19 protein-coding genes are annotated in these 22,505 nt (G+C 72.1%); 6 read left to right on the forward strand and 13 right to left on the reverse strand.

Annotated features, from left to right (window positions below; all coding sequences use genetic code 11):
- Positions 1–21 precede the first annotated feature (21 nt).
- Positions 22–456 carry an Lrp/AsnC family transcriptional regulator gene (locus ACIF83_RS07515; protein ID WP_393470920.1) on the forward strand — a complete coding sequence of 145 codons (435 nt, stop codon included), beginning with the start codon at positions 22–24 and terminating at the stop codon, positions 454–456.
- On the opposite strand, the gene ACIF83_RS07520 is transcribed toward ACIF83_RS07515, so the two are convergent.
- Positions 446–2,788 carry an alpha-L-fucosidase gene (locus tag ACIF83_RS07520; RefSeq protein ID WP_393470917.1) on the reverse strand — a complete coding sequence of 781 codons (2,343 nt, stop codon included), beginning with the start codon at positions 2,786–2,788 and terminating at the stop codon, positions 446–448. The genes ACIF83_RS07515 and ACIF83_RS07520 overlap by 11 nt on opposite strands.
- 247 nt (positions 2,789–3,035) lie before the next feature.
- On the opposite strand from ACIF83_RS07520, the gene ACIF83_RS07525 reads away from it, so the two are divergent.
- On the forward strand, positions 3,036–4,388 hold the full coding sequence (locus ACIF83_RS07525) for an amidase (protein ID WP_399724326.1): 1,353 nt from the start codon (positions 3,036–3,038) through the stop codon (positions 4,386–4,388).
- On the opposite strand, the gene ACIF83_RS07530 is transcribed toward ACIF83_RS07525, so the two are convergent.
- Genes ACIF83_RS07530 through ACIF83_RS07540 form a run of 3 tightly spaced genes read right to left on the reverse strand, consistent with a single transcriptional unit; the run spans position 4,379 to position 5,731 of the window.
- Positions 4,379–4,999: a hypothetical protein gene (locus tag ACIF83_RS07530; RefSeq protein WP_393470911.1), complete on the reverse strand. Its 621-nt coding sequence runs from the start codon at positions 4,997–4,999 to the stop codon at positions 4,379–4,381. The two genes, ACIF83_RS07525 and ACIF83_RS07530, sit on opposite strands and share 10 nt — an antisense overlap.
- A gap of 6 nt (positions 5,000–5,005) precedes the next feature.
- A complete protein-coding gene (locus tag ACIF83_RS07535; protein ID WP_393470908.1) occupies positions 5,006–5,500 on the reverse strand; it encodes a GNAT family N-acetyltransferase in 495 nt (164 codons plus the stop codon).
- Between the two features lie 57 nt (positions 5,501–5,557).
- Positions 5,558–5,731, reverse strand: a complete 174-nt coding sequence (locus tag ACIF83_RS07540) for a hypothetical protein (RefSeq protein WP_107407368.1) — start codon at positions 5,729–5,731, stop codon at positions 5,558–5,560.
- Positions 5,732–6,138: 407 nt separating this feature from the next.
- Here ACIF83_RS07540 and ACIF83_RS07545 point away from each other — a divergent pair, with 407 nt between their 5' ends.
- Both ACIF83_RS07545 and ACIF83_RS07550 read left to right on the forward strand, forming a co-directional pair.
- The gene (locus ACIF83_RS07545) at positions 6,139–6,537 is read left to right on the forward strand and encodes a hypothetical protein (protein WP_393470905.1); all 399 of its coding nucleotides are present in this window, start codon (positions 6,139–6,141) and stop codon (positions 6,535–6,537) included.
- Positions 6,538–6,692: 155 nt separating this feature from the next.
- Positions 6,693–7,493, forward strand: a complete 801-nt coding sequence (locus tag ACIF83_RS07550; RefSeq protein WP_393470903.1) for an SDR family oxidoreductase — start codon at positions 6,693–6,695, stop codon at positions 7,491–7,493.
- Between the two features lie 162 nt (positions 7,494–7,655).
- Here ACIF83_RS07550 and ACIF83_RS07555 read toward each other — a convergent pair whose 3' ends face one another.
- From ACIF83_RS07555 to ACIF83_RS07580, 6 genes are all read right to left on the reverse strand, one after another.
- Entirely contained in the window at positions 7,656–9,149 is a 1,494-nt protein-coding gene (locus ACIF83_RS07555; RefSeq protein WP_393470900.1) for an SDR family NAD(P)-dependent oxidoreductase, read from the reverse strand.
- Positions 9,150–9,466: 317 nt separating this feature from the next.
- Complete coding sequence (locus ACIF83_RS07560; RefSeq protein WP_399724333.1) at positions 9,467–10,798, reverse strand: wax ester/triacylglycerol synthase family O-acyltransferase; 1,332 nt, start codon at positions 10,796–10,798, stop codon at positions 9,467–9,469.
- Between the two features lie 152 nt (positions 10,799–10,950).
- The gene (locus ACIF83_RS07565) at positions 10,951–13,272 is read right to left on the reverse strand and encodes a GH92 family glycosyl hydrolase (protein ID WP_398137905.1); all 2,322 of its coding nucleotides are present in this window, start codon (positions 13,270–13,272) and stop codon (positions 10,951–10,953) included.
- 165 nt (positions 13,273–13,437) lie between these two features.
- Positions 13,438–14,658 carry a glucose-1-phosphate adenylyltransferase gene (gene glgC, locus ACIF83_RS07570; RefSeq protein ID WP_399724336.1) on the reverse strand — a complete coding sequence of 407 codons (1,221 nt, stop codon included), beginning with the start codon at positions 14,656–14,658 and terminating at the stop codon, positions 13,438–13,440.
- 50 nt (positions 14,659–14,708) lie between these two features.
- Complete coding sequence (glgA, locus tag ACIF83_RS07575; RefSeq protein ID WP_399724339.1) at positions 14,709–15,860, reverse strand: glycogen synthase; 1,152 nt, start codon at positions 15,858–15,860, stop codon at positions 14,709–14,711.
- Between the two features lie 40 nt (positions 15,861–15,900).
- Positions 15,901–16,650, reverse strand: coding sequence for a (2Fe-2S)-binding protein (locus ACIF83_RS07580; RefSeq protein WP_399725177.1), 750 nt, complete (start codon positions 16,648–16,650; stop codon positions 15,901–15,903).
- A 229-nt stretch (positions 16,651–16,879) separates the two neighbouring features.
- Between ACIF83_RS07580 and ACIF83_RS07585 the strand changes: the two genes are divergently transcribed.
- Positions 16,880–18,082, forward strand: a complete 1,203-nt coding sequence (locus tag ACIF83_RS07585) for a DMT family transporter (protein ID WP_393470887.1) — start codon at positions 16,880–16,882, stop codon at positions 18,080–18,082.
- On the opposite strand, the gene ACIF83_RS07590 is transcribed toward ACIF83_RS07585, so the two are convergent.
- The gene (locus ACIF83_RS07590; RefSeq protein WP_399724342.1) at positions 18,072–19,238 is read right to left on the reverse strand and encodes a transglycosylase family protein; all 1,167 of its coding nucleotides are present in this window, start codon (positions 19,236–19,238) and stop codon (positions 18,072–18,074) included. The two genes, ACIF83_RS07585 and ACIF83_RS07590, sit on opposite strands and share 11 nt — an antisense overlap.
- 282 nt (positions 19,239–19,520) lie before the next feature.
- Between ACIF83_RS07590 and gndA the strand changes: the two genes are divergently transcribed.
- Entirely contained in the window at positions 19,521–20,960 is a 1,440-nt protein-coding gene (gene gndA / locus ACIF83_RS07595; RefSeq protein WP_393470882.1) for an NADP-dependent phosphogluconate dehydrogenase, read from the forward strand.
- A gap of 490 nt (positions 20,961–21,450) precedes the next feature.
- On the opposite strand, the gene ACIF83_RS07600 is transcribed toward gndA, so the two are convergent.
- Together ACIF83_RS07600 and panD are read right to left on the reverse strand one after the other, a co-directional pair.
- On the reverse strand, positions 21,451–21,795 hold the full coding sequence (locus tag ACIF83_RS07600) for a GNAT family N-acetyltransferase (RefSeq protein WP_393470879.1): 345 nt from the start codon (positions 21,793–21,795) through the stop codon (positions 21,451–21,453).
- A 32-nt stretch (positions 21,796–21,827) separates the two neighbouring features.
- On the reverse strand, positions 21,828–22,247 hold the full coding sequence (panD, locus tag ACIF83_RS07605; protein ID WP_189870787.1) for an aspartate 1-decarboxylase: 420 nt from the start codon (positions 22,245–22,247) through the stop codon (positions 21,828–21,830).
- Positions 22,248–22,505: the final 258 nt, after the last annotated feature.

Consider the following 22,505-nt stretch of genomic DNA (forward strand, 5'->3'; position numbering starts at 1 on the left):
TTCTTCACCGAAGGAGATACCGTGGACGACGTCGATCGGCAGTTGCTCGTCCTCCTCCAGGAGGACGCCTCCAGGCCCTATGCGGCGCTGGGCGAGGCCGTCGGACTGTCCGCGGGGGCCACCCATGAACGCGTGCGCAAGCTCCGGGAGCGAGGGGTCATCCGCCGGACGGCTGCCGAGGTCGATCCCGCGGCGATCGGACGGAACGTGCTCGCCTTCGTCATGGTGGACTCGACCCGGTGGGTGGGCGACTCCGGCGACCGGTTCGCCGCCATTCCGGAGATAGAGGAAGCACATGTGATCGCCGGAAGCGCCTCGGTCCTGGTCAAGGTCAGGACCTCCACCACGCAGCAACTCCAGGACGTGCTGCGTCGTATCTACGAGATCGAGGGAGTCAGCGGCACACAGGCCACCGTGGTCCTCGAGACCTTCTTCGAGCGCCCGGTCACCCCGTGACGCGCCACTCCACCTTGAAGACCCACACGTACCGGCCCGCCTTCCGCGCCGCCTCCGGCACGTCGACGACCAGGGAGCCGCCCCTGACGGTCCAGGTCAGGGGGTGGTCGTGACCGAGCATGGTCACCTTGTCCCCGGCCCGCACGGGCACCGGCGCCGCCACGATCAGCTTGGCTCCCGGCTCTGCCAGGGAGTGGATGTAGAACGCCTCGTCCGGGCGGACCGTGAAGCGCAGGTCGTCCCCGAGCTGGGCCATCCGTGACCAGTACGTGGTGTCGTACACCGCCTCCCCGTTGACCCTCAGCCAGTCGCCCGTCTCGCGCAGCCGGGTCTGCATGATCTCCGGGATCGTGCCGTCGGCGCGCGGGCCGATGTCGAGCAGGAAGTTGCCGTTCTTCGAGACGATGTCGACGAGGCTGTGCACGACCTCCTCGGCGGTCATGTAGGCGGAGTCGGGCGTCGCCCGGTTGTAGCCGTAACTGAAGGGGTCGAGGCCCCGGCTGGACTCCCACTTGGCGACGACCGTGTTGTCGTACGTCGTGTACTCGGGGGTCGTGAAGTCGTGGACGTCGATGCCAGAGCGGTTGTTGACGGCGACGTCGATCGGGCGGGCGCGGTTCTTCGCATGGTTGAAGTACTCGGCGAGGACATGGAGGCTGTCGTTCGCGCCGCCGATGTCGCACCAGATGATCTCGGGGTCGTAGCCGTGGATCAGTTCGAGCATCTGCGGTGCCTGGTAGTCGTGGATGTAGTCCTTGCCGGCCGTGTAGCCGGTGTACGGGACCGGTTGGCCGGTGTACGGATTGCGCGGGGCGTGGCCCATCCACGGGTTGTCCGGGTTGAACCACTCGGGCATGGAGAAGTAGAGGCCGCGGTGGAGTTCGGGGGCGTGGCGTCGCGACGCCTCGAAGAGTTCCCCGACCAGGTCCCGCCTGGGCCCCATCTTCACCGCGTTGCGCTCCGAGACCTCGGTGTCCCACAGGGCGAAGCCCTCGTGGTGCTTGGAGGTCAGCACGTGGTACTGCGCGCCGGCGTCCCGGAACAGCTCCACCCAGGCCCGCGGGTCGAACTTCTCGGCGGTGAAGCGGGGGATGAAGTCGTCGTAGGCGAAGTCCTCGCCGTAGGTGTCCCGGTGGTAGGCGTACACCGCGTTGGCCGGGTCCTGCATGTGGTTCCAGTACCACTCCGCGTACTGCTTGCCGACCGGCGACCAGGCGGGCACCGAGTAGACGCCCCAGTGGATGAAGATGCCGAACTTGGCCGCCTGGAACCAGTACGGCGCCTGGTGGGCGGAGAGGGAGGTGCCGGTGGGTGCGTAGTCGGCGGTGCCGAGGGTCAGCGCCGCCTCGCCCTCGGCCGCCCGGGCGCCCCGGCCGGTGACCGTCACCGTGCCGTCCCGGCGGGTGCCCGGCGGTGTGCCCGGGCGGTTGCGGATGCCGATGCGGACGCGGGCCTGCTCACCGGGGTCGAGACGGCGGACGCGGGCGGGCTGGACCGTGCGGGCGCCCGGGACGTCGACCGCCACCGACACACCGTCCGCGGCCAGGACGGCCACGGTGCCGGCGTTGACGACGGTGGCCTCCACACTCTGCGCGCCGGACGGGTCGAGCAGGGAGGGCGTGGAGTGCGGGGCACGCAGGGCCAGTGCCCGTCCGGCGGCCACCGGCTGGAGGGTGAGGGCGAAGACGTGCAGGGAGGCCTTGTTCGCCTCGGCCGGGTTGGTGACGGGGAGGGTGACGGCCACCGCCTCCCGGCGCGGGTCGAGCCACACCTCCGCGACGCCGATGCCGACGCCGTGCTCGTCCCTGCCGCCGTCGGGCCGGTGGCGGTACGGCGCCGAGAGCGGACCGCCCGCCGCGTACCAGTCGGAACCTCCGAGGCCGGCGGTGGTGGTCGTGCCGTCGGCGTAGTGGACGGTGGCCCGGCCGGAGGCGTTGCCGTAGCTGGCGGCGGTGAGGAAGAAGGCCGACAGATAGCGCCCCTGGGGAAGGTCGAGGCGCTGACCGAGGGCGACGAGGTTGTTGCGGGCACCGGCGGTCGAGGCGGGGAAGAGGAAGGGCACGCCGTCGACCACGACGCGGCCGGCGGGCAGTTCCTCGCCGGGGAAGGTGTAGCCGGAGCCGTCGAAGTCGCCGCCGCGCGCGGAGGCGGTGTCTATGCCGTCGTTGTCGTAGAGGGCGTCCAGCGGGACGGGCACGGGGTCGGGGACGGCGGCCCACGGCTCCCGGCGTTCGGCGGCCCCTGCGGATGTGGCCATGGTGAGCGGAAGGGCGGCCGCGGCGGTCACGCCGGCCGCCGCGCCCAGGATTCGACGTCTGGGATACGTGCTCATGAGCGGCTCCCATACACTTCGATTCATCGGATGTCTGATGATTGTGCTGGGGTAGCGAACGTGTCAACGGGCCTGCGAACCCTATGACTTGACCCATTGATCGGATGACCACTCCGATGGCGGACTTCGCCCCCTCGACGCGCAGCCCCCGACCGTGCACAGTTCTCCGTACACACCCTGATCGATCCACGCACGCTGATCGATCCACGCACGCTGATTGATACCGACGAGTAGCCGAGGAGTGCCCGTGAGCAGCTGGGCCGGCCGGACCGCCGCCGAGATCGCCGCCGCCGTACGCGCGAAGGAGGTCACGCCACGGGAGGTGGTGGCGGAGCACCTCGCGCGAATCGAGCGACTGGACGGCCGGATCGGGGCGTTCCGGAAGGTACGGGCCGAGGCGGCGCTCGCGGAGGCGGACGCGCTGGCCTCCCGTGCCGATCTGGCCGAACTGCCGCTCGCCGGTGTGCCGGTGGCGGTGAAGGACAACCTGGCGGTGCGCGGCGAGTCCCACCGCGACGGCTCGGCCGCGACCCCGGACGACCCGGCCGCCGAGGACCATGTGACGGTGGCCCGGCTGCGGGCGGCCGGTGCGGTGGTCGTGGGTGTGACGAACGTGCCCGAGCTGTGCGTCTTCGCCACCACGGAGGGCGTGTTCGGCACCGCCCGCAATCCGTGGGACACCTCCCGCAACGCGGGCGGCTCGTCCGGCGGCAGCGCGGCCGCGGTGGCGGCGAGCCTGGTGCCGATCGCGCTCGGCAACGACGGGATGGGCTCGCTGCGCATCCCGGCGGCCAACTGCGGGCTGGTCACACTGAAGCCGGGGCACGGGGTGGTGCCGGCCGGGATCGGCAACGGCGACTGGTTCGGGATGTCGGAGAACGGTCCGCTGGCCACGACGGTCGAGGACGTGCGGCTGATGCTGTCGGTCCTCGCGGACGCCGAGTTCGTCAGGCGCGAGGAGCGGACGCCGCTCAGGATCGCCGTCGCCCTGCGCAGCCCGATCGCCGGCGTGAGCGTGAGCAAGCCGTATACGACCGCGGTCCGGCAGGCGGCCGGGGTGCTGGCCAAGGCCGGGCACCGGGTCCGGCGGGCCGAACCGCCCTACCCGCTCTCCCTCGGCATCACTTCGCTCCAGCACTGGACAGCGGGCACGGCGGTGGACGCGGAGGGCCTCGACCCGGCGCGGCTGGCCCGGCGCACCCGGGTGCACGCGGCCGTGGGCCGCCGTTTCCTCGCCTCGGTCCGCACCGGCGACCAGCGCGAACGCCTCCGCGCCCGGCTGACCCCGTTCTTCACCGAGCACGACGTCCTGCTCACCCCGGCCCTCGCCCGCCGCTCCCCCAAGGCCGCCCCCTGGCACAAGCGCGGCTGGCTGCGCAACATCGCGGCCGACTCCGCCTACTCCCCCTTCACCCCGCCCTGGAACCTGACGGGCTGGCCCGCGATGTCGATCCCCCTCGGCACCCTCCCCTCCGGCGCCCCCTGCGCCGTCCAACTGGTGGGCCGCCCGGGCACGGAGGCGGACCTCCTGGCTCTGGCGGAGCAGCTGGAGAGCCTGCATCCGTGGCAGCGGACGGCACACCTGGCGGATCAGGCGTAGCGAACCTCACGTCCGTCGCGCCGGTCCCGGAGGGTGACACCACCCGGCCCGGGCGGCTCGTCGCAGTAGGGGCCGTGCAGGTCGAGGCCGCCCGCATCGGTGGTGATCACCGCTCCGGGAGCGAAGTACGCGGGGTCGAGCGTGAAGGAGACTCTCGTACCCGCCCCTGCGGGCGGCTCGAAACTCCCGGGTTCCTCGGCCGGACGGATCCCCTCGAGTTCCTGACGGAGGCCGTGGCCGTCCCGCCACACCTCGACGACGGTCCGCGTGCTGAGCGCGGCTGCGGCGGCGCTGAACCAGCGGTCCGGACCGAGCAGCGCTCCGTAGTACCCGAGGCGGGGCCGGTCCGTGCCGCCGTCCAGGGCGTCGGGCACGTCGTCCGTGACGGCGAAGGCCAGGTCTCCATGGATCTCGGCCGTGATCCGCAGGGTGTGGTCCGGGGCGAGGCGGGCCGCCGGATGCAGCCCTGCCGCCAGGACACGGCACAGTACCCGGGTGGCCAGGCCGGGGTGATCACGGGAGACTTCGAAGGACATGGCGGGGTTGCGCCGTACGTGCTCGTCGAACTCGACGATCTTGATGTCGGCCGCGGTGTACTGCTCCGTCGTCACGATCGCCTACCCCGGCCGGTCGAGCGCCTTGTACATGATGTGCAGCCCCACCCTGCCCCGGCGGGGATGGTCGAAGGCCTGCGGGACCGTGGCGAGGACGGTGAAGCCGAGGGACTGCCACAACCCGACCGCGGGGTTCGTCTCGACCACGGCGTTGAAGACCATCGCGTGGTAGCCGTGGGCCGTCGCCTCGGTCAGGATGTGTTCGGCGAGGGCTCGGCCGATGCCCTGCCCGGTGTGGTCGGGGTCGACCATGAAGCCCGCGTTGGCGACGCCCGCTGCGGGGCCGCCGTAGTTCGGGGCGAGGTAGGCCGAGCCGACCACGGTGCCGGTGGGGTCCTCGGCCACGTAGACGCGCTTGGCCGGGCTCATCCACAGGGCGCGGGCCGCCTGCTCGGAGGTGTCGGGGTCCCAGGCGTAGGTCTCGGCGGCGGCGACGATCCGGTGCCAGAAAGGCCAGATGTGCGGCCAGTCCTCGGCCGCGGCTTCTCTGATCAGCATGGGCGTGAGTCTGCCACGCCCATGCGTGCGGCGATCGCGACGAACCGGCCCGGAGGGTCAGTCGACGCTGGGCAGGATGTGCGGCTCGGCGAGGTCGTCCTCGTAACCCGCGAGGCGGATCGGGGCGGAGCGGGCCCACACGTCGAGGCTGCCCAGTTCTCCGGGCCGCCGGCGGCCGCGCTCCGTGCGTTCCTTGGGGCGTTCGTCGCGATTCGTCTTCTCCGGTGTCACCGCGCACTCCTTATGTGTCGGGTCACCCTCGGGGCATACCGGACAGCTTGCGCTCCGGTGCTCGTCGCCCGCTCGGGTCTGGATGGAAGGCCAGTCGGACGCGGTGGCGCCGGTTCGGACGAGGGGTGTGGGTGGGACCCCGTACTGCTGTCCATGCCCTCCAGATTAACCAAATGAGCGGAGGTCCGCTCGATAGGGAGTGCAAACAAGGTGTAACTATCGGAAGTCGATTGCCCTCCAATGCCCCTCAATATGCCGCTATTTGTCACATCGCGCATCACCCGCCCGCCAGGGGGATTCACCCACTCGGCGTACATGCGGCGCAGTTCAGGTGCCGTTGGCCGGGTCGCAAGCTCGCCATGATCTGCTGGCGGAGGGCAACAGCCGTCTCCCGGAAGGACTGACGCATGGAGCTGCGCAGCGTCGAGGAGCTGATGGATCTGCTGTACGCCGGCCGGCACCAGCACGCGCTGCGAACCGCCGCGCTGCTGCGCCGCAGCCGCCCCGCCGACAAGGAGCTCCAGGTGGCGGGACTGGTCCACGGCATCGGACCGGCGCCGGGCCCGGGCGACGAGGCCGGGCGGGCCCGCAGCGCGGCCGCCGCGGTGCGCCCACTGCTCGGCGAGCGGGTGTTCCGGCTGGTGCGCGGGTACTCCCACCCCACCGGTCCCGCCGACGACGATCTGCTGCGGCTGCGCCAGGCCGCCGAGGAGGGCCGCACCGCGGGCTTCGACGCCGGGGTACTGGAGGACTGGCGCACCGTACTGGAGCTGGTCGCGGCCCGGCACTCGCGGCTCGGCGCGTAACCGCTCCGCCACAGGGGCCACGATGGGCCGTCGGCCGTCCGCCGCGTCGTCGTGACCGGTCGCGCCCACGCGGCGGGGCCGCACATCGACACAGCCCCGCCCCTTCGGGCGCGCACCCCTGGTTTTCTGACGGTGCGTCATGAGACGGTACGGTGATGACCACATCGTCCGGGCTCAGGGGCAGGGCGGCAGTCGTCACCGGTGGGACGCGTGGGATCGGGCGGGCCGTCGCCGAGGCGCTCGCCGCGGCCGGTGCGCTGGTCTGCGTGACCGCGCGGGACGCGGGCGAGGTGCGGCGCACGGCCGCCGAGCTGGGCGGGATCGGGCTGGCCGGGAGCGTGGCCGATGCCGGACATCCCGAGGAGCTGACGGATCTCGTGCTGCGCGAGTTCGGGCGGCTGGACGTCCTCGTCAACAACGCGGCGACCAACCGGCCGTACGGGCCGCTGATGGAGGCCGGCGCCGAGGCCTGGCGGGAGGCGTTCGCGGTCAACGTCGAGGCGCCGCTGCGGCTGGTGCAGTGCGCCTGGCGGGGGTGGATGCGGGACCACGGCGGAGCCGTCGTCAACGTGTGCACGGAGGGTGCCGGGCATGCGGGGCCGCACGTCGGCGCCTACGGCACCACCAAGGCCGCCCTGCTGCATCTCACCCGGCAGCTCGCGGGCGAACTCGCGCCGCGGGTACGGGTCAACTCGGTCTCCCCCGGGCTCGTCCGCACCGAGATGGCGCGGTTCGTGTGGGAGCCGGGCGAGGCGGAGGTGGCCGCGGGGCTGCCGCTCGGGCGGATCGGGGAGCCGCAGGACGTGGCACGGGCCGTGATGTGGCTGGTCTCGGACGCGGCCGAGTGGATCACCGGCGCCGATCTGCTGGTGGACGGCGGGACGCGGGTGCGGGCCGCTTCCGGGGCCGGGGCGTACGCCGTGCACGAGCGTCTGCGCCAGGTGCCCGAGGTCTAGGCGGCGGCGCGAGCCGGCCCCCGAAGGGCCGCAGTCCCACTGGGGTCTGCAAGAGGAGTTCAACCACGAAGAACGCGTCGCCTGCGCACCGGGCACCCCGGCACGACCCTTGGAGGGTAGATCACCGGCGGCCCGTCGGGCCACCGGTTTTCCGCCCCCGGTTCACCACTTGCCGGGCACGTAGTCCTTCAGGAAGACGCCGTACACGTCCTCGCCCTGCTCGCCGCGCACGACAGGGTCGTAGACGCGGGCCGCGCCGTCCACCAGGTCGAGCGGCGCGTGGAAACCGGCCTCCGCCAGGCGCAGCTTGTCGTAGTGGGGACGCTCGTCGGTGATCCAGCCGGTGTCGACGGAGGTCATGAGGATGCCGTCGGTGTCGAACATCTCCTGGGCGCTGGTCCGCGTGACCATGTTCATGGCGGCCTTCGCCGCGTTGGTGTTCGGGTGTCCGGCGCCCTTGTAGCCGCGGCCGAAGACGCCCTCCATCGCGGAGACGTTGACGACGTAGGAACGGCCACTGGCGGCCTTCTTCGCGGCGTCCGCCATCACCGGGCGCAGGGCGCTGATCAGGATGAACGGCGACGTGTAGTTGCACAGCTGGGTCTCCAGCAGTTCGACCGGCGAGATCTGGTCGATGGTCTGCACCCAGGTGTTGGTGTCGACGACGTCGGGCACGAGACCGCCCGCGTCGATGGCGGTGCCGTCGAGGTGCCGGGCGACACTGGCGTTGCCCGCGACGAGCGCGAGGTCGGCGACCTTCTGCGCGTCCAGACCGCTGGTGCCGACGGGCAGCGCGGCGATGCCGTCCACGGCGCCGGAGTTGAAGGCGCCGATGACGTGGTGGGCGGGGAGTTCACCGGCGGGCAGCGGGGCGCTCTCGCCCTCGACCAGGGCGGCGTACGCGGTGGGCAGGCGGCGTACGGTCTGCGTCGCGTTGTTGATCAGGATGTCGAGCGGACCCGCCTCGGCGACCCGCTCGGCCAGGGCCACGGCCTGCGCCGGGTCGCGCAGGTCGATGCCGACGACCTCCAGCCGGTGCATCCAGTCCGCCGAGTCCTCCATCGCCTTGAACCGGCGGATGGCGTCCTTGGGGAAGCGCGTGGTGACGGTCGTGTGCGCGCCGTCGCGCAGCAGGCGCAGCGCGATGTACATGCCGATCTTGGCGCGGCCGCCGGTGAGCAGGGCGCGCTTGCCGGTCAGGTCGGCGCGGGCGTCGCGCTTGGCCCGGTTCAGACCCGCGCAGTCCGGACAGAGCTGGTGGTAGAAGTAGTCGACTTCCACGTACCGCGTCTTGCAGGTGTAGCAGGAGCGCGGGCGCTGGAGTATCCCGGCGATCTTCCCGGCCTCGGTGACCGACGACGGCAGGATGCCCTCGGTCTCGTCGTCGATGCGCTGGGCGGAGCCGGTCGCGGTGGCCTCGGTGACCGCCTTGTCGTGGGCGGTCTTGGCGGCGCGGCGCTCCTGGCGGCGGCGCTGCTTGACCGTGCGGTAGATGCCGGCCGTGGCCCGGCGCACCGTGATGGCGTCGGGGTGGTCGACCTCCAGCTCGTCGAGCTCCTCGAGCACGCTGAGGCAGACGGCCAGGCGCTCGGGGTCGATGCCGGGGCCGTACACGACCTCGTCCGTGGCCGCAAAACCGTCCTCTGTCACCGTCATCGCGCTGCCGCTTCCCTGATCACCCGCGCAGCGCTCCGACTCGCGCCCGCTTTCGAACGGGGGATTTTACGGAGCACGGGGCCCACCCGCCAAACCGCTTCCGCACACTGGGCTCCACCGAGGCCGACGCCAGCACCACAGCGGCCCCATCCGCCACATCCGCCACAGCGGCTCCGGACCTGCCGGCCGCCCCGCCACGGACCTGCCGGCCGCGGACCGCGCATCCGCCCCACCGGGGGCACCCGCCACCCGGCGACCAAGGCCGCACGGGTGGTGCGGGTCGGAATCCGGACCCGGCCGAAGGCCGGGTCCGGTGGTCAGGTCTCGCAGACCGACAGCAGCATCTCCACCTCGTCCGACACCGCCCGCGCGAACACATCGAGGTCCGGCACGGCCCGCGCATCGGCGACAAGCCCGTAGTGCACGTGCCCGCGATACGTGGAGATCGCGACCGCCAGGGACTGACCGGGGGCGAGCGGGGCGAAGGGGAAGACCTCGACGAGCTGGTTCCCGCCGAGCTTCAGCCCGAGTCCGGGCAGCGGCACGCTGGTGACGAGGATGTCGAACCAGAGCCGCGCGGCCTGGCCGACCAGCGGCCCGCCGAGCCGGTGGCCGAGCGCCGGCACGTGGTCGGCGAGCAGGGCGACGGCCCCGGCGCCCCGGTTGGGGCCCGCGTCCTTGTTGCGGACCATCGCCGTACGCACGGTGTCGAGCCGGCGGAGCGGATCGGGGTCGTCCACCGGAAGCCGTATCAGGTACCCGGAGAGCCGGTTGCCCTGTGGGTGGGCGGCGCGCGGGCGGCGCCGGGAGACGGGGATGAGGGCGCGGGGCGCGACGCCCTCGCTGCCGTCGCCGCGCTCGTCCAGCCAGCGGCGCAGCGCGCCGGCGACGACGGCGATGAGGACGTCGTTGACGGTGCCGCCGACGCTCTTGCGGACCCGGTGGACGTCGTCGATGTCCAGGACGACCCCGGCCGTGCGGCGGGTACCGCTGGGCGCGGAGGTCAGCGCGGACGAGGGGCGCATCCCGAGGGTGGAGCGGGCCAGGGAAGCGCCGATGTCGAGGGCCCGGCCCATGTCGGAGAGAGTGCCCTTGACCAGCTCGGGGACGCGTCCGGGCAGCCGGCGCACGTCGGAGAGCAGGCTGCGCGGCGGCTCGATGGCGCGGGGGCCCCGCTCGGGCAGGTCGAGCGGGTCCAGGACGCCGGCGGCGAGCTTGAGCGCGCGCAGTCCGTCGGCGAGGGCGTGGTGGAACTTGAACAGCACGGCGAAGGACACGCCGTCCTCACCGGGCAGGACGTGCGCCTCCCACGGCGGCCGGCCGCGCTCCAGCGGGCGTTCCATCAGTCGCCCCGCGACCTCCTGGAAGTCGGTGGTCGGGGCGTGCAGCCGCACGTGGTTGAGCGGGTCGAAGTCCGGATCTGTCTCGCGGGCGGCGCCGCCGAAGGCGAGGGGCTGCCAGATGTCCCGGATTCGCATGCGCAGACCGGGCACGGCGGCGGCGCGCGCGGCGAGCAGGTCGGCGGCGTGGGCCCCGGCGGTGGGCGAGTGCGCGGTGAACACGCCGAGTGCGCCGAGGTGCATCGGGTGCCGTTCGGACTCCATGTTCCAGAAGGCCAGGTCGAGGGGAGCGAGCAGGTCGGAATTCAAGGGGTTGCCTCGCGTCGACGACGGGTGGAGGTGCAGGGAAACAGTCAAAGCGCGTCAGCCGATTACGGTCAAGTACGATCAGGCTACGCTCAGTTAACAGCAGATTAAGTCCCGCCCCGGTGAGAGGGGCGGGACTCAGGAGACTCCTGAGGTCACCTCAGCACCGGTGGTACCGCCTGGGGTGACGTACCCCACTCGGACGGGCGCGGGCCGACCGTGAACGCGAGGGAGCGCGTGGAGCGCAGCGCGTCCGTCGTCAGATAGGTCCGCGTGTGCGGTGTCCCGTCGGTGCGGACGGCCTGGACGTAGCGGTCGCTCGCCGAGGTGCCGGGCGCGGTGACCGTCAGTCGGCCGCCGGGCCAGAAGCGGCGGTCCAGGGTGAGGTCGACACGGTCGAAGACCGGGGTGGACAGGCCCCAGGTGTCGTAGCCGGGCTGGATCGGGAAGAGCCCGATCGAGGACAGCACGTTCCAGGCGGACATGGTGCCGAGGTCGTCGTTGCCGGTCATGCCGGTGGGTCCGTCGGTGAAGAGGGTCAGCGCGGCGTGGACGACGTCCGTGGTCTTCCAGGGCTGGCCGGTGGCCAGGTAGGTGTAGGGCGCGATGAGGTCGGGCTCGTTCATCGGGTTGTACTTGTCGGCGTTGTAGTAGTTGTACGCGTCCCCGTGCACCCACACCTCGCGGGCGGTCTTCCCGGGGTCGGCCAGCAGCCGGTCGTAGGCGAAGAAGGAGTCCAGGCGGTCGTTGGCCGCGCGCTCGCCGCCGATCAGGCCGATCATGCCGGGCAGGTCCTGCGGGACGAGCCACTGGTACTGCCAGGCGGTGCCCTCGTGGAAGCCGATCCCGCGGGCCGGGTCGGCCGAGCCGGTGAAGGCGCCGGAGGCGTCCCGGGCGCGGAAGAAGCCGATGGAGGGGTCGAAGACGGCCCGGTAGTTCTGCGCCCGGGCGGCGTAGCGGGCCGCGTCGTCGGTGTGGCCGAGGCCGCGGGCCATCTGGGCGAGCACGGCGTCGGCGAGGGCGTACTCCAGGGTGACGGAGGCGCCGTGGTGGTAGTCGGAGTCGCCCATCTTGGCGAGCGGGCGGCTCTTGTCGTAGGGCGCGAAGCCGTGCGCGATGTACTCGGCATTGGCCTCCCGGCCGACGCCCGGGTAGCCGGCGGGTGGCACCCCGTCCGCGTTCTTCCGCAGCGCCCGGTAGGCGCGTTCCTCGAACCCCTTGAGCAGGCCCATCTGGTAGGCGGTGGTCAGGAACGGGGTGACGGGGTCACCGCTCATGGTGTTCGTCTCGACCGGGCCGTAGCCCCACTTGGGCAGCCAGCCGCCGTCCTCGTCGACCTTCACCACCGACAGGGCCATGTCGCGCGCCTCGCGGGGCGCGAGCAGGGCGAGGAGCTGGGCCTGGGTGCGATAGGTGTCCCACAGGGACCAGTTCTGGTAGTACGTGAACCGTTCCGTTCGGTGGACTCGACGGTCCCAGCCGGTGTAGCGGCCGTCCGCGTCGCTGCCGATGTTGGGCGCGAGGAACGAGCGGTACAGCGACGAGTAGAAGGTGCGGCGCAGGGTCGGGTCGCCGCCGTCGACACGGACCGTGGCCAGCCGCCGCTCCCACTGCTCGCGGGCCCGGTCCCGTACGGCGTCGAAGGACCGGCCGCCCTCGGCGCGCAGGTTGACGGCGGCGCCGCGCGCGTCGACGTACGACAGGGCGGTGGTCGCCTCGACGGTACGGTCCTTCGTCGCGTCGAAGCGGACGTAGGCGCCGCCGCCTCCGGTGCGGGCGCCCGGGGTGATCGTGGCGCCGTCCCAGGTGCCGTACGCGGTGAAGGGACGGCTGAAACGGGTGATCGTGTAGACGGTGTAGGGGCCGGTGTCACGGCAGAAGCCGTGGCCGGTGATCTCGGTGCGCACGGTGTGGTCGTCGAGGATCTCGACCGCGCTGCCGACCGGCTTGTGCAGCGACTGCGCCGCGTTCAGCAGGACGTTGGCCTTGTCGGTGGCCGGGAAGGTGAAGCGCTGCACTCCGGTGCGCCGGCTCGCGGTCAGCTCGGCGCGGATGCCGGAGTCGAGGCCGACGCGGTAGTAGCCGGGGCTCGCCTCCTCGTCGGCGTGCGAGAAGCCCGCCGCGTACTTGGCGTAGTCCGTCTGTGTGACCTCGCCCGTGGTGGGCAGCACGGGCAGGTCGCCGCCGATCCGGCAGCCGACGCCCGAGAGATGGACCAGCGAGAAGCCGCGGACGGTGTTCTGCGTGTAGTCGTAGCCGGTGCTGTGCCCGGTGTCCGGGGAGAGCTGCACCATGCCGAAGGGCACGGCCGCGCCGGGGAAGGTGTTGCCCTCGTCCTGGCTCCCGATGAAGGGGTTGACCAGGTCGGTGAGGTGGCCGTCGGTCCGCTCGGCGGCCCGTGCGGCGGGGGTGGCGATCAGCGTGGACGCTGCCAGCACCCCGGCCAGGCACAGCCGCGTGCGCCGGGTCCCTCTCATGTCGGATGACCTCCGAAGGTTCGACATCGTTGCCTGCATCGTGAAGGCCGAACGAGGCGAACCCCGGCATTCCGGGAGGGTGATGACAAACGCGTCGCGATCGGAGGCGGTCTGACGGCGCGTCCGCCTGGGGTCAGGAGCTCAGGAGGTCAAGGGGTCAGGAGCTCAGGAGACCCGCTGTCCCTTCCCCAGGGCGATCACCCCGCCCTTGGAGACGGTGTACAGCTCGGCGTCCCGCTCCGGGTTGACGCCGATCGTCGCGCCGGGCGGCACCTCGACGTTCTTGTCCAGGACGGCACCGCGGACGACCGCGCCCCGGCCGATGTGCACGTTGTCGTGCAGCACCGAGCCCTGCACGACCGCGCCCGGGTCGACCCGCACCCCCGGCGACAGCACGGACCGGGTGACCTGACCGCGGATCAGGCAGCCCGCGCTGATGATGGACTCGCTCGCCATGCCGCCCGCGTTGAAGCGGGCCGGGGAGAGCTGGTTGGAGTGGGTGTAGACGGGCCACTGGCGGTTGTAGAGGTTGAAGGCGGGCCGCTCGGCGATGAGGTCCATGTGTGCCTCGTAGTAGGCGTCCAGGGTGCCTACGTCCCGCCAGTAGCCCTGGTCGCGGCTGGTCTCCCCGGGCACGTGGTTGGCGCTGAAGTCGTACAGCTGTGCCTCGCCGCGGCCGGTGAGCTGGGGCAGGATCGAGCCGCCCATGTCGTGCACGGACTGGCTGTCCTCGACATCGCGTTGCAGCGCCTCGATGAGGGCCTTGGTGGAGAAGACGTAGTTGCCCATCGAGGCGAACACGCACTCGGGGTCGTCCGCCAGCCCGGGCGGGTCGGCGGGCTTCTCCAGGAAGCGTTCGACACTGATGCCGTCCGAGCCCGGCGTGATCACCCCGAAGGAGGAGGACTCCGAGCGCGGCACCCGGATGCCGGCCACCGTCACGCCCGCGCCGCCCTCGATGTGCTGCTGCAGCATCTGCCGGGGGTCCATGCGGTAGACGTGGTCGGCGCCGAACACGGCCACGTACTCCGGCTGTTCGTCGTGGACGAGGTTCAGCGACTGCAGGATCGCGTCGGCGCTGCCGAGGTACCAGCGCGGGCCGAGGCGCTGCTGGGCCGGGACCGGGGTGACGTAGTTGCCGAGCAGACTGGACATCCGCCAGGTGGTGGTGATGTGCCGGTCCAGGGAGTGGGACTTGTACTGGGTCAGCACGCAGATGCGCAGGACGTCGGCGTTGACGAGGTTGGACAGGACGAAGTCGACGAGCCGGTAGGTGCCGCCGAAGGTGACGGCTGGTTTGGCGCGGTCCGCGGTGAGCGGCATCAGACGCTTGCCCTCGCCGCCCGCCAGAACGATTCCGAGAACCGAAGGTCCACCACGACGCATGGCCTCTCCCCTCACCCTGGTTGAACCATGCTTGCCCCGAGCAGGCCGGACTAGGCCTGCTTGAGGATCTCCTCGTACAGCCCGGTGGTGCGCCGGGCCACCGCGGCCCAGCCGAACTCGCCCACCGCACGCTCCCGTCCGGCCTCACCCATCCTTCGGGCCGTCTCCCGGTCGCCGAGGACGCTGTCCAGCGCCCGCGCGAGGCCCGCCTCGAAGTCGTCGTCCACGTCGACGAGGAGGCCCGTCCGACCGTCCTCGACGACCTCGGGGATGCCGCCGATCCGGGAGGCCACCACGGGCGTGCCGCACGCCATGGCCTCCAGGTTGACGATGCCGAGGGGCTCGTACACCGAAGGACAGACGAACACGGCGGCGTGCGTGAGGAGTTGGATCACATCCGTGCGCGGCAGCATCTGCGGGATCCAGAACACGCCCTCGCGGACCCGGCTCAGCTCCTCGTACAGCTCGCGGAACTCGCGGTCGATCTCCGGGGTGTCGGGGGCTCCTGCGCACAGCACGACCTGTGCGCGCGGGTCGATGTCCCGTACCGCGCGCAGCAGATGGGGCACCCCCTTCTGACGGGTGATCCGGCCGACGAACAGGACGTACGGGCGGGCGGGGTCGAGGCCGGTGCGGGTGAGCGCGTCGGTGCCCCGGTGCGGCCGGTAGAGCGTCGTGTCGATGCCGTTGTGCACGACGTGGACCTTCGCCGGGTCCAGCGCCGGATAGCAGGCGAGGATGTCCTCCCGCATGGCCCCCGAGACGGCGATCACCGCGTCCGCAGCCTCGACCGCGGTGCGCTCGGCCCAGCTCGACAGGGCGTATCCGCCGCCGAGTTGCTCGGCCTTCCAGGGGCGCAGGGGCTCCAGCGAGTGGGCGGTCATCACGTGCGGGATGCCGTGGAGGAGCTTGGCGAAGTGGCCGGCGAGATTGGCGTACCAGGTGTGGGAGTGGACGAGCTCGCGGCCTTCGAGGGCGGCGGCGATGGAGAGGTCCACGGAGAAGGTGCGCAGCGCGTCGTTGGAGCCGTCGAGGACGGCCCAGGGGCGGTGGCGTACGACACCGACGCCGCGCCCCTCGCCCCAGCAGTGCACCTCCAGGTCCACCAGGGAGGTCAACTCGCGGGCGAGGAACTCCACATGGACGCCGGCGCCGCCGTAGACGTCCGGGGGGAACTCCCGGGTCAGCAGTCCCACACGCACCCGACAACCCCCTTGCCACGGTGGCACGTTCCCCTCATGGTCACCCAGAAGCGGCGTCCGGGGAAGAGTGCGGCGGGCGGGTGAAGCAGCAGTCGCCGCAGACTCCGCCGCCGGGGACGCGGTAGTACAGGCAGCAGCTGCGGCGGCGGAAGGCCGTGCCGGCGCGGGTGCCGGTGGCGCGCAGGAGGGGGTGGGCGAAGAGTTCGCCGGTGAGGCCGCGGGCCCGGTCCGCCACCTCGGTACGACCCTCCGCGCGGGCCCAGCGGTCCAGTTCGCGGGCGGCTCCGGCGAGCGCCGAGGCGGCGTTGCCCCACAGCAGCCCGGCCGCGACACCGTAGCGGGACCTCAGGGTCTCCCCTAGGGGCTCGAGATGGCCGTGCAGCACGGTGTCCGCGAGCGTCGCAGCGTCCCCGGGCAGCGGGCGCACCTCGGTCAGCCACAGGTCGTCCGGGGCGGTGGCGGCGGCGTCCCAGCGCAGCAGGCGCGGGTCGAGGTCGGGCAGGAGGCCGTACAGGGACGCACAGGCCAGGGCCGGGGACCACAGGCGGGCGGCGAGTCCCTGCTGGCTGATGGAGGCGGCGACCCGCGGCTCGGTCGTGCGCAGGCGCTGCCCCACCGTCTCGACACGGAAAGTCAGCTGATTTCGACAAACATCCGACGTCCCCGCTTCATAGGTCTCCGCGAGCGTCGGCAGGGGCACGGAAGCCGGTCCCGCCCCCGCTCCGACGGTGCGCAGGACGAAGAAGCCGCCGAGCGGGCGGAGGGCGGCGAGTTCGCGGTCGAGGTCCACGAGGAGCACTAGTACCAGGCTTGTTCGTGGCGCGGACCCCGGGGTGTCCACCCGTGGTCACCCCTCTTGGGGATGATCGAGCGGCCGGCGTACTCCATCGGTAGTAGGACGCATTGCGTGCTCAGGTACGACGACGGGAAGAGACCCGAGCGGGCAGAGTGTTGACCATGGAAGCCGACCGTACGCCGTGCCGGACCCGGGGGTCCCGGCTCACGCAGAGGAGCTGCAGATGAGCGCCCTGGCGTTGTCCGTGCTCCTGTCGTTCGTCTCCGCCGTCGCCTACGCCGGCGGAGCGATCGTGCAGGAGCAGGTCGCGGTGTCCTCCCCCGACGGTTCGTACATGCCGCTGCGCCGGGCCGGCTGGTGGGCGGCGCTGACGCTCAACGGGCTCGGCGGCGTGCTGCACGTCGTGGCGCTGGCCTACGGCCCGCTCAGCCTGGTGCAGCCGCTGGGCGCGCTGACCATCGTCTTCGCCCTGCCCATGGCGGCACTCTTCGTCTCCCGCAAGGCCGGGGCGACCGCCTGGCGCGGCGCCGTCATGGCCACGGTGGGCCTCGCGGGCCTGCTGTCCCTGGTCGGCACGTCCGACGCGCACTCCCTCGACGCCGCCCAGCGGACGGCCGTCGCGCTGGTCACCGGCGCAGCGGTCGTGGCGCTGATGATCGCGGGCCGGGCCGTGCACCGGCACCCAGCCGTGCGCAGCGTGCTGCTGGCCACCGGCTCCGGCATAGCCTTCGGCATGTCGTCCGTGTTCACCAAGACCGTGGCGGTCGACTGGGACAGCGGGATCAGCCTTGGTGACCTGTCCTCCCTCGCAGTGATCGGTGTGTTCGCGACCGCCGGCATCCTGCTCTCCCAGGCCTCCTACCGGGGCGGCGGCCTCGCCGCCCCGCTGGCCACGCTGACGGTGGTCAACCCGGTGCTGGCCGCCGCGGTCGGCATCATGATGTTCGGCGAGACGTTCCGCTACGCCTCCACGGGCACCGTGCTCGCCCTGGGCTGCGGCGTGGTGGCCGCGGGCGGTCTCATCCTGCTGACGACGGAGCGGCTCGAGCCCGCCCCGGCGGCGGAGCCGGTCACGGAGACGGGGGCCGGCGCTGCGGAGGTGCTCGGCAGCGTGCCCCGGCAGCGGTCGGCGGCGGAGCAGCCGGCGGCCGGGGAGGCCGTGCGCGATCCCGCCGCGCAGGACCTGTGCGTGCCCGACAGCTCCCTCCACCCGGACGTGCCCGCCCTCCCCGACGTACGCGCCCTCCCGGACGTGCCCGCCCTCGAGGACGTGCTCGTGGCTGCGGCTCCGGACGGCGGTCGCGAAGGGCGCGGTGGCGGCATGCCGGCCGTCTACGCCCTCCCCGCCTCGTACCTCCCGCTGTCCGCCAGCTTCCATATGCCGGTGCCCGTCGTGGAACGGCACCGCACGCGGGTCAAATCCTGACGCCGCCTGCCCGGAGATAGGCGACCGGGTCGATGTCCGAGCCGAAGCCGGGCCCCGTCCGCACCTCGAAGTGCAGATGCGGGCCCGTGACGTTTCCGGTGGACCCGGAGCGGCCGATGCGCTGGCCCGCGGACACGCTCTGTCCGGCCCGCACGGAGATGGCGGACAGGTGGCCGTACTGGGTGTAACGCCCGTCGGCGTGCCGGATCACCACCTGGTAGCCGTAGGAGCCGCCCCAGCCCGCGGCGACCACGTGTCCGGCCGCCGCCGCGTGGACGGAGGTACCGGTCGGCACGAGGAAGTCGACGCCGGTGTGGTAGCCCTTCGACCAGTGCGACCCGGCCACGCGGTAGCCGGTGCCGATCGCGGCGTGCACCGGGGCGACGAGCGAGTGGCCACTGCCGTGGCCCGGGCGCTGGTGGGTCTTCTTCTCCGAAGGTGCTTTCCGCTTCGGAGACTTGGACCTGCCGTCGGTGTGCGTGTCGGGCGCCGGGGAGGCGGCGGCGCGCAGGCTGAGCCGCTGGCCCGGCAGGATCAGGTCGGGATCGGACCCTATGGCGGCGCGGTTGCCCGCGTACAGCCGGCGCCAGCCGCCCTGGACGTGGTGCTCGCCGGCGATGCCGGAGAGCGTGTCGCCGTGCACCACCGTGTACATCTCGGCCTTGCCGGCACGGGACTGCGGGGTCGTCTGCGGCTGCACGTCCGGCACGGAGCCGGTTCTGCCGGTCTTCGCCGGGCGGGTCGCGGCACTGTCCGTGTGGAGCTCGGGCGCATCACCGCCCCGGCTCAGTCCGGCCCGTACCGAGCACACCGGCCAGGCGCCGGGCCCCTGCCCGTCCAGGACCTTCTCGGCGACGGCGATCTGCTGGTCCCTGGTGGCGAGGTCGGCGCGCGGCGCGTACCGGGTGCCGCCGTACGCCTCCCAGGTGGACAGGGTGAACTGCAGCCCGCCGTAGTAGCCGTTGCCGGTGTTGATGCTCCAGTTGCCGCTGGACTCGCAGGCAGCGACCTTGTTCCAGGTGGACGCGTCGGCCGCGTCGGCGGTGCCGGCGGCGACCAGCGGGATGGCGAGACCGGCGCCGCCCGCCGTGACGGTGAGCGAGGCGCGGTTGATCCTGTTCGGCTGGTACCGGCGATGCCGGCCGCGTACGGCCATGTCCGAAATCCCCTCGGCATGCGTCAGGAGCGGCAAAAGTAAGCGCCGCGAACAGGCCATGACAAGACGGCAAATCAGCCGCATGCCGCTCCCAAGTGGCCGGGAACGGGCCTTCCTTGACGAGATCGGCCGCGAACGACGGCGACACTGAGGAGACGGACGCCTTCCGTGCGTAAACATGCGTGGCGGGTCGGATGTGCGCTCGCCGTAGCGGCACGTCAGGATGGGCGAGGGCCCGTACTGACGGAGCCGTAGTCACGAGGCAGTTAGGGAGCAGGCGGTATGAGCACTTCAGCGCAGATCGGCGTCACGGGCCTCGCGGTCATGGGCCGCAACCTCGCCCGGAACTTCGCGCGCAACGGCTACACGGTCGCCGTGCACAACCGTACGGTGTCGCGGACGCAGGAGCTGGTGGAGGAGTTCGGGCACGAGGGCGACTTCATCGCGGCCGAGACCGCCAAGGACTTCGTGGCGGCCCTGGAGCGCCCGCGCCGTCTGGTCATCATGGTCAAGGCAGGCGGTCCGACGGACGCGGTGATCGAGGAGTTCGCCCCGCTCCTGGAGCCCGGGGACATGATCATCGACGGGGGCAACGCGCACTTCGCGGACACCCGCCGCCGTGAGAAGGCGCTGCGCGAGCAGGGTATCCACTTCGTCGGCATGGGCGTCTCCGGCGGCGAGGAGGGCGCGCTGCACGGGCCGAGCATCATGCCGGGCGGCCCGAAGGAGTCCTACGACTCGCTCGGCCCGATGCTGGAGAAGATCTCCGCGAAGGCGGCCGACGGCGCGCCGTGCGTCACGCACGTGGGCCCCGACGGCGCCGGCCACTTCGTGAAGATGGTCCACAACGGCATCGAGTACGCCGACATGCAGCTGATCGGCGAGGCCTACCAGCTGCTGCGGGACGTCGCCGGTTACTCCCCCGCCCAGATCGCGGACATCTTCCGCACCTGGAACACGGGCCGCCTGGACTCGTACCTGATCGAGATCACCGCCGAGGTGCTGTCCCACGTGGACGCGGCGACCGGCAAGCCGTTCGTGGACGTGGTGGTCGACCAGGCCGAGCAGAAGGGCACCGGCCGCTGGACGGTGCAGATCGCGCTGGACCTGGGGGTGCCGGTGTCCGGCATCGCCGAGGCGGTGTTCGCCCGGTCGCTGTCGGGTCACGCGGCGCTGCGGGCCGCTTCGCAGGGCCTGGCCGGGCCGAAGCCCTCGCCGCTGAGCGAGTCGGAGGCGGCCGCGTTCGCCGACCAGGTGGAGCAGGCGCTGTACGCCTCGAAGATCGTGTCGTACACGCAGGGCTTCCACGAGATCGCCGCGGGCAGCGAGGAGTACGACTGGGACATCGACCTGGGCGCCGTCTCCTCGATCTGGCGCGGCGGATGCATCATCCGGGCGGCCTTCCTGGACCGCATCCGTGCCGCGTACGACGCCCGGGCCGATCTGCCGAGCCTGCTGTCGGACGACGCCTTCGCGCGCGAGATCGCCGCGGCGCAGGACGACTGGCGCGAGGTGCTGATCGCGGCGACCCGGCAGGGGGTGCCGACGCCCGGTTTCGCGGCGGCGCTGGCGTACTACGACGCGCTGCGTGCGGAGCGCCTGCCGGCGGCCTTGACGCAGGGGCAGCGGGACTTCTTCGGGGCACACACGTATCGGCGGGTGGACCGGGAGGGGTCGTTCCACACGCTGTGGGGTGGGGACCGTGGTGAGGTTTCCGCCTAGGGCCGGCCGGGCTTTGTGCGCCTAGTGGGGTGCGGGGTGCGGTCGGGTCGCGTGTGCGGGTGTGTCGTGGCTGGTCGCGCAGTTCCCCGCGCCCCCTTGGGGCGCGGACCCACCCGGGGTTTTCAGGTGAGGGGTGGGCCCGGTTCCGGGTTCGGTTCGGGTTCCGGGCCTGGGGGGATCGGGGACGGTGAGGGTTCCGGAGGGCCCGGGGCCGGTGGCGGGGTGGGCGCCGGCGGTGGTACGGGCTCCGGGGCCGGAGCAGGACCCGGTTCCGGGGGCGGGACCGGGGTCGGGAAGGGGTCCGGTGGGGTGGGGCCCGGGGCCGGTGGCGGTCCCGGGGATGCTGGGTCGGGGTACGGGCTCGTCATCGGAGCCTCCGAGCAGTCGTTGGCGTCGCCTGGACTACTCCCCGCGTACCCGGCGCCCGCTCGGCCACTCACCCCGACGGCGGCGGGCGGCGGGCCCGGGTGGCCGGGAGGCGTCGGTGTGCTCAGAAGCGTCCGGGGTGGGCCCGCAGCCAGTCCTTCGCGGCCTCCAGCAGCTCCGGGTCGGCGGTCGGGGCCACGTCGGGGTGGCGCTCGGCCCACTTCACGACGTACGGGCACAGCGGGGCGACCGGGATACCCTCGCGCTCGGACACCGCGTACAGCTCACGGGCCAGCGAGCCCGCGATGCCCTTGCCCTCGTGGGCGGGCTCCACGATGGTGTGGACCGGGACCAGGGCGCGCGCGGGCGACTCGAGGACGAAGTACTCGATGTGACCGACGACTTCGCCGTCACCGACGGCCTCCAGGCGGCCCGCCGCCCGGTCGTCACGGATCTCGATGTCACTCATGGGTACGCACGCTCCTGGTCCTCGTCCGCCGGTCAGGCCGAGACGGCCTGCGGGCTGCGCTCCTGGTCCGAGCCGGGCACCGGCTCGGACGGGTCGGCGCCGAGAGCCACGATCCGGTTGTCGGCGTCCACGTGCACGACCCGCGGCCGGAGCGCCCGCGCCTCGGCGTCGGTGACCTGAGCGTAGCTGATGATGATCACCAGGTCTCCGGGGTGGACGAGGTGGGCGGCCGCGCCGTTGATCCCGATGACTCCCGAGCCACGCTCGCCTTCGATGACGTACGTCTCCAGCCGGGCGCCGTTGGTGATGTCGACGATGTGGACCAGCTCGCCGGGGAGCAGGTCGGCGGCGTCGAGGAGGTCGGCGTCGATGGTCACCGATCCCACGTAGTGCAGGTCGGCCTGGGTGACGGTGGCGCGGTGGATCTTGGACTTGAACATGGTGCGAAGCATGGAGAAACTCCCGGTTTGTCTGCTCCCTGCCTGCTTTCTGCAGGTCAAGGGCGGTCTTCGGAGGCTACCTCGTTTCTCCTGTGCGGTCAGCTGTCGGCAGGTGTCTGAGGACTCACACTGACCCGTTGCTGACCTTGCTGACGCCGCGGCGGTCGCACGAGCACGCCCGTGACGTTCCCGGCAAGCCGGAGTACATGGTCAAGGGCATCGAGCACAAGGCCCAGGGCTACGAGAACGCGCAGCGCCGGACCCAGCCGC

Origin of the sequence: Streptomyces sp. NPDC085866 (genome assembly GCF_044541035.1) — a bacterium.
Taxonomy (GTDB): Bacteria; Actinomycetota; Actinomycetes; order Streptomycetales; family Streptomycetaceae; genus Streptomyces.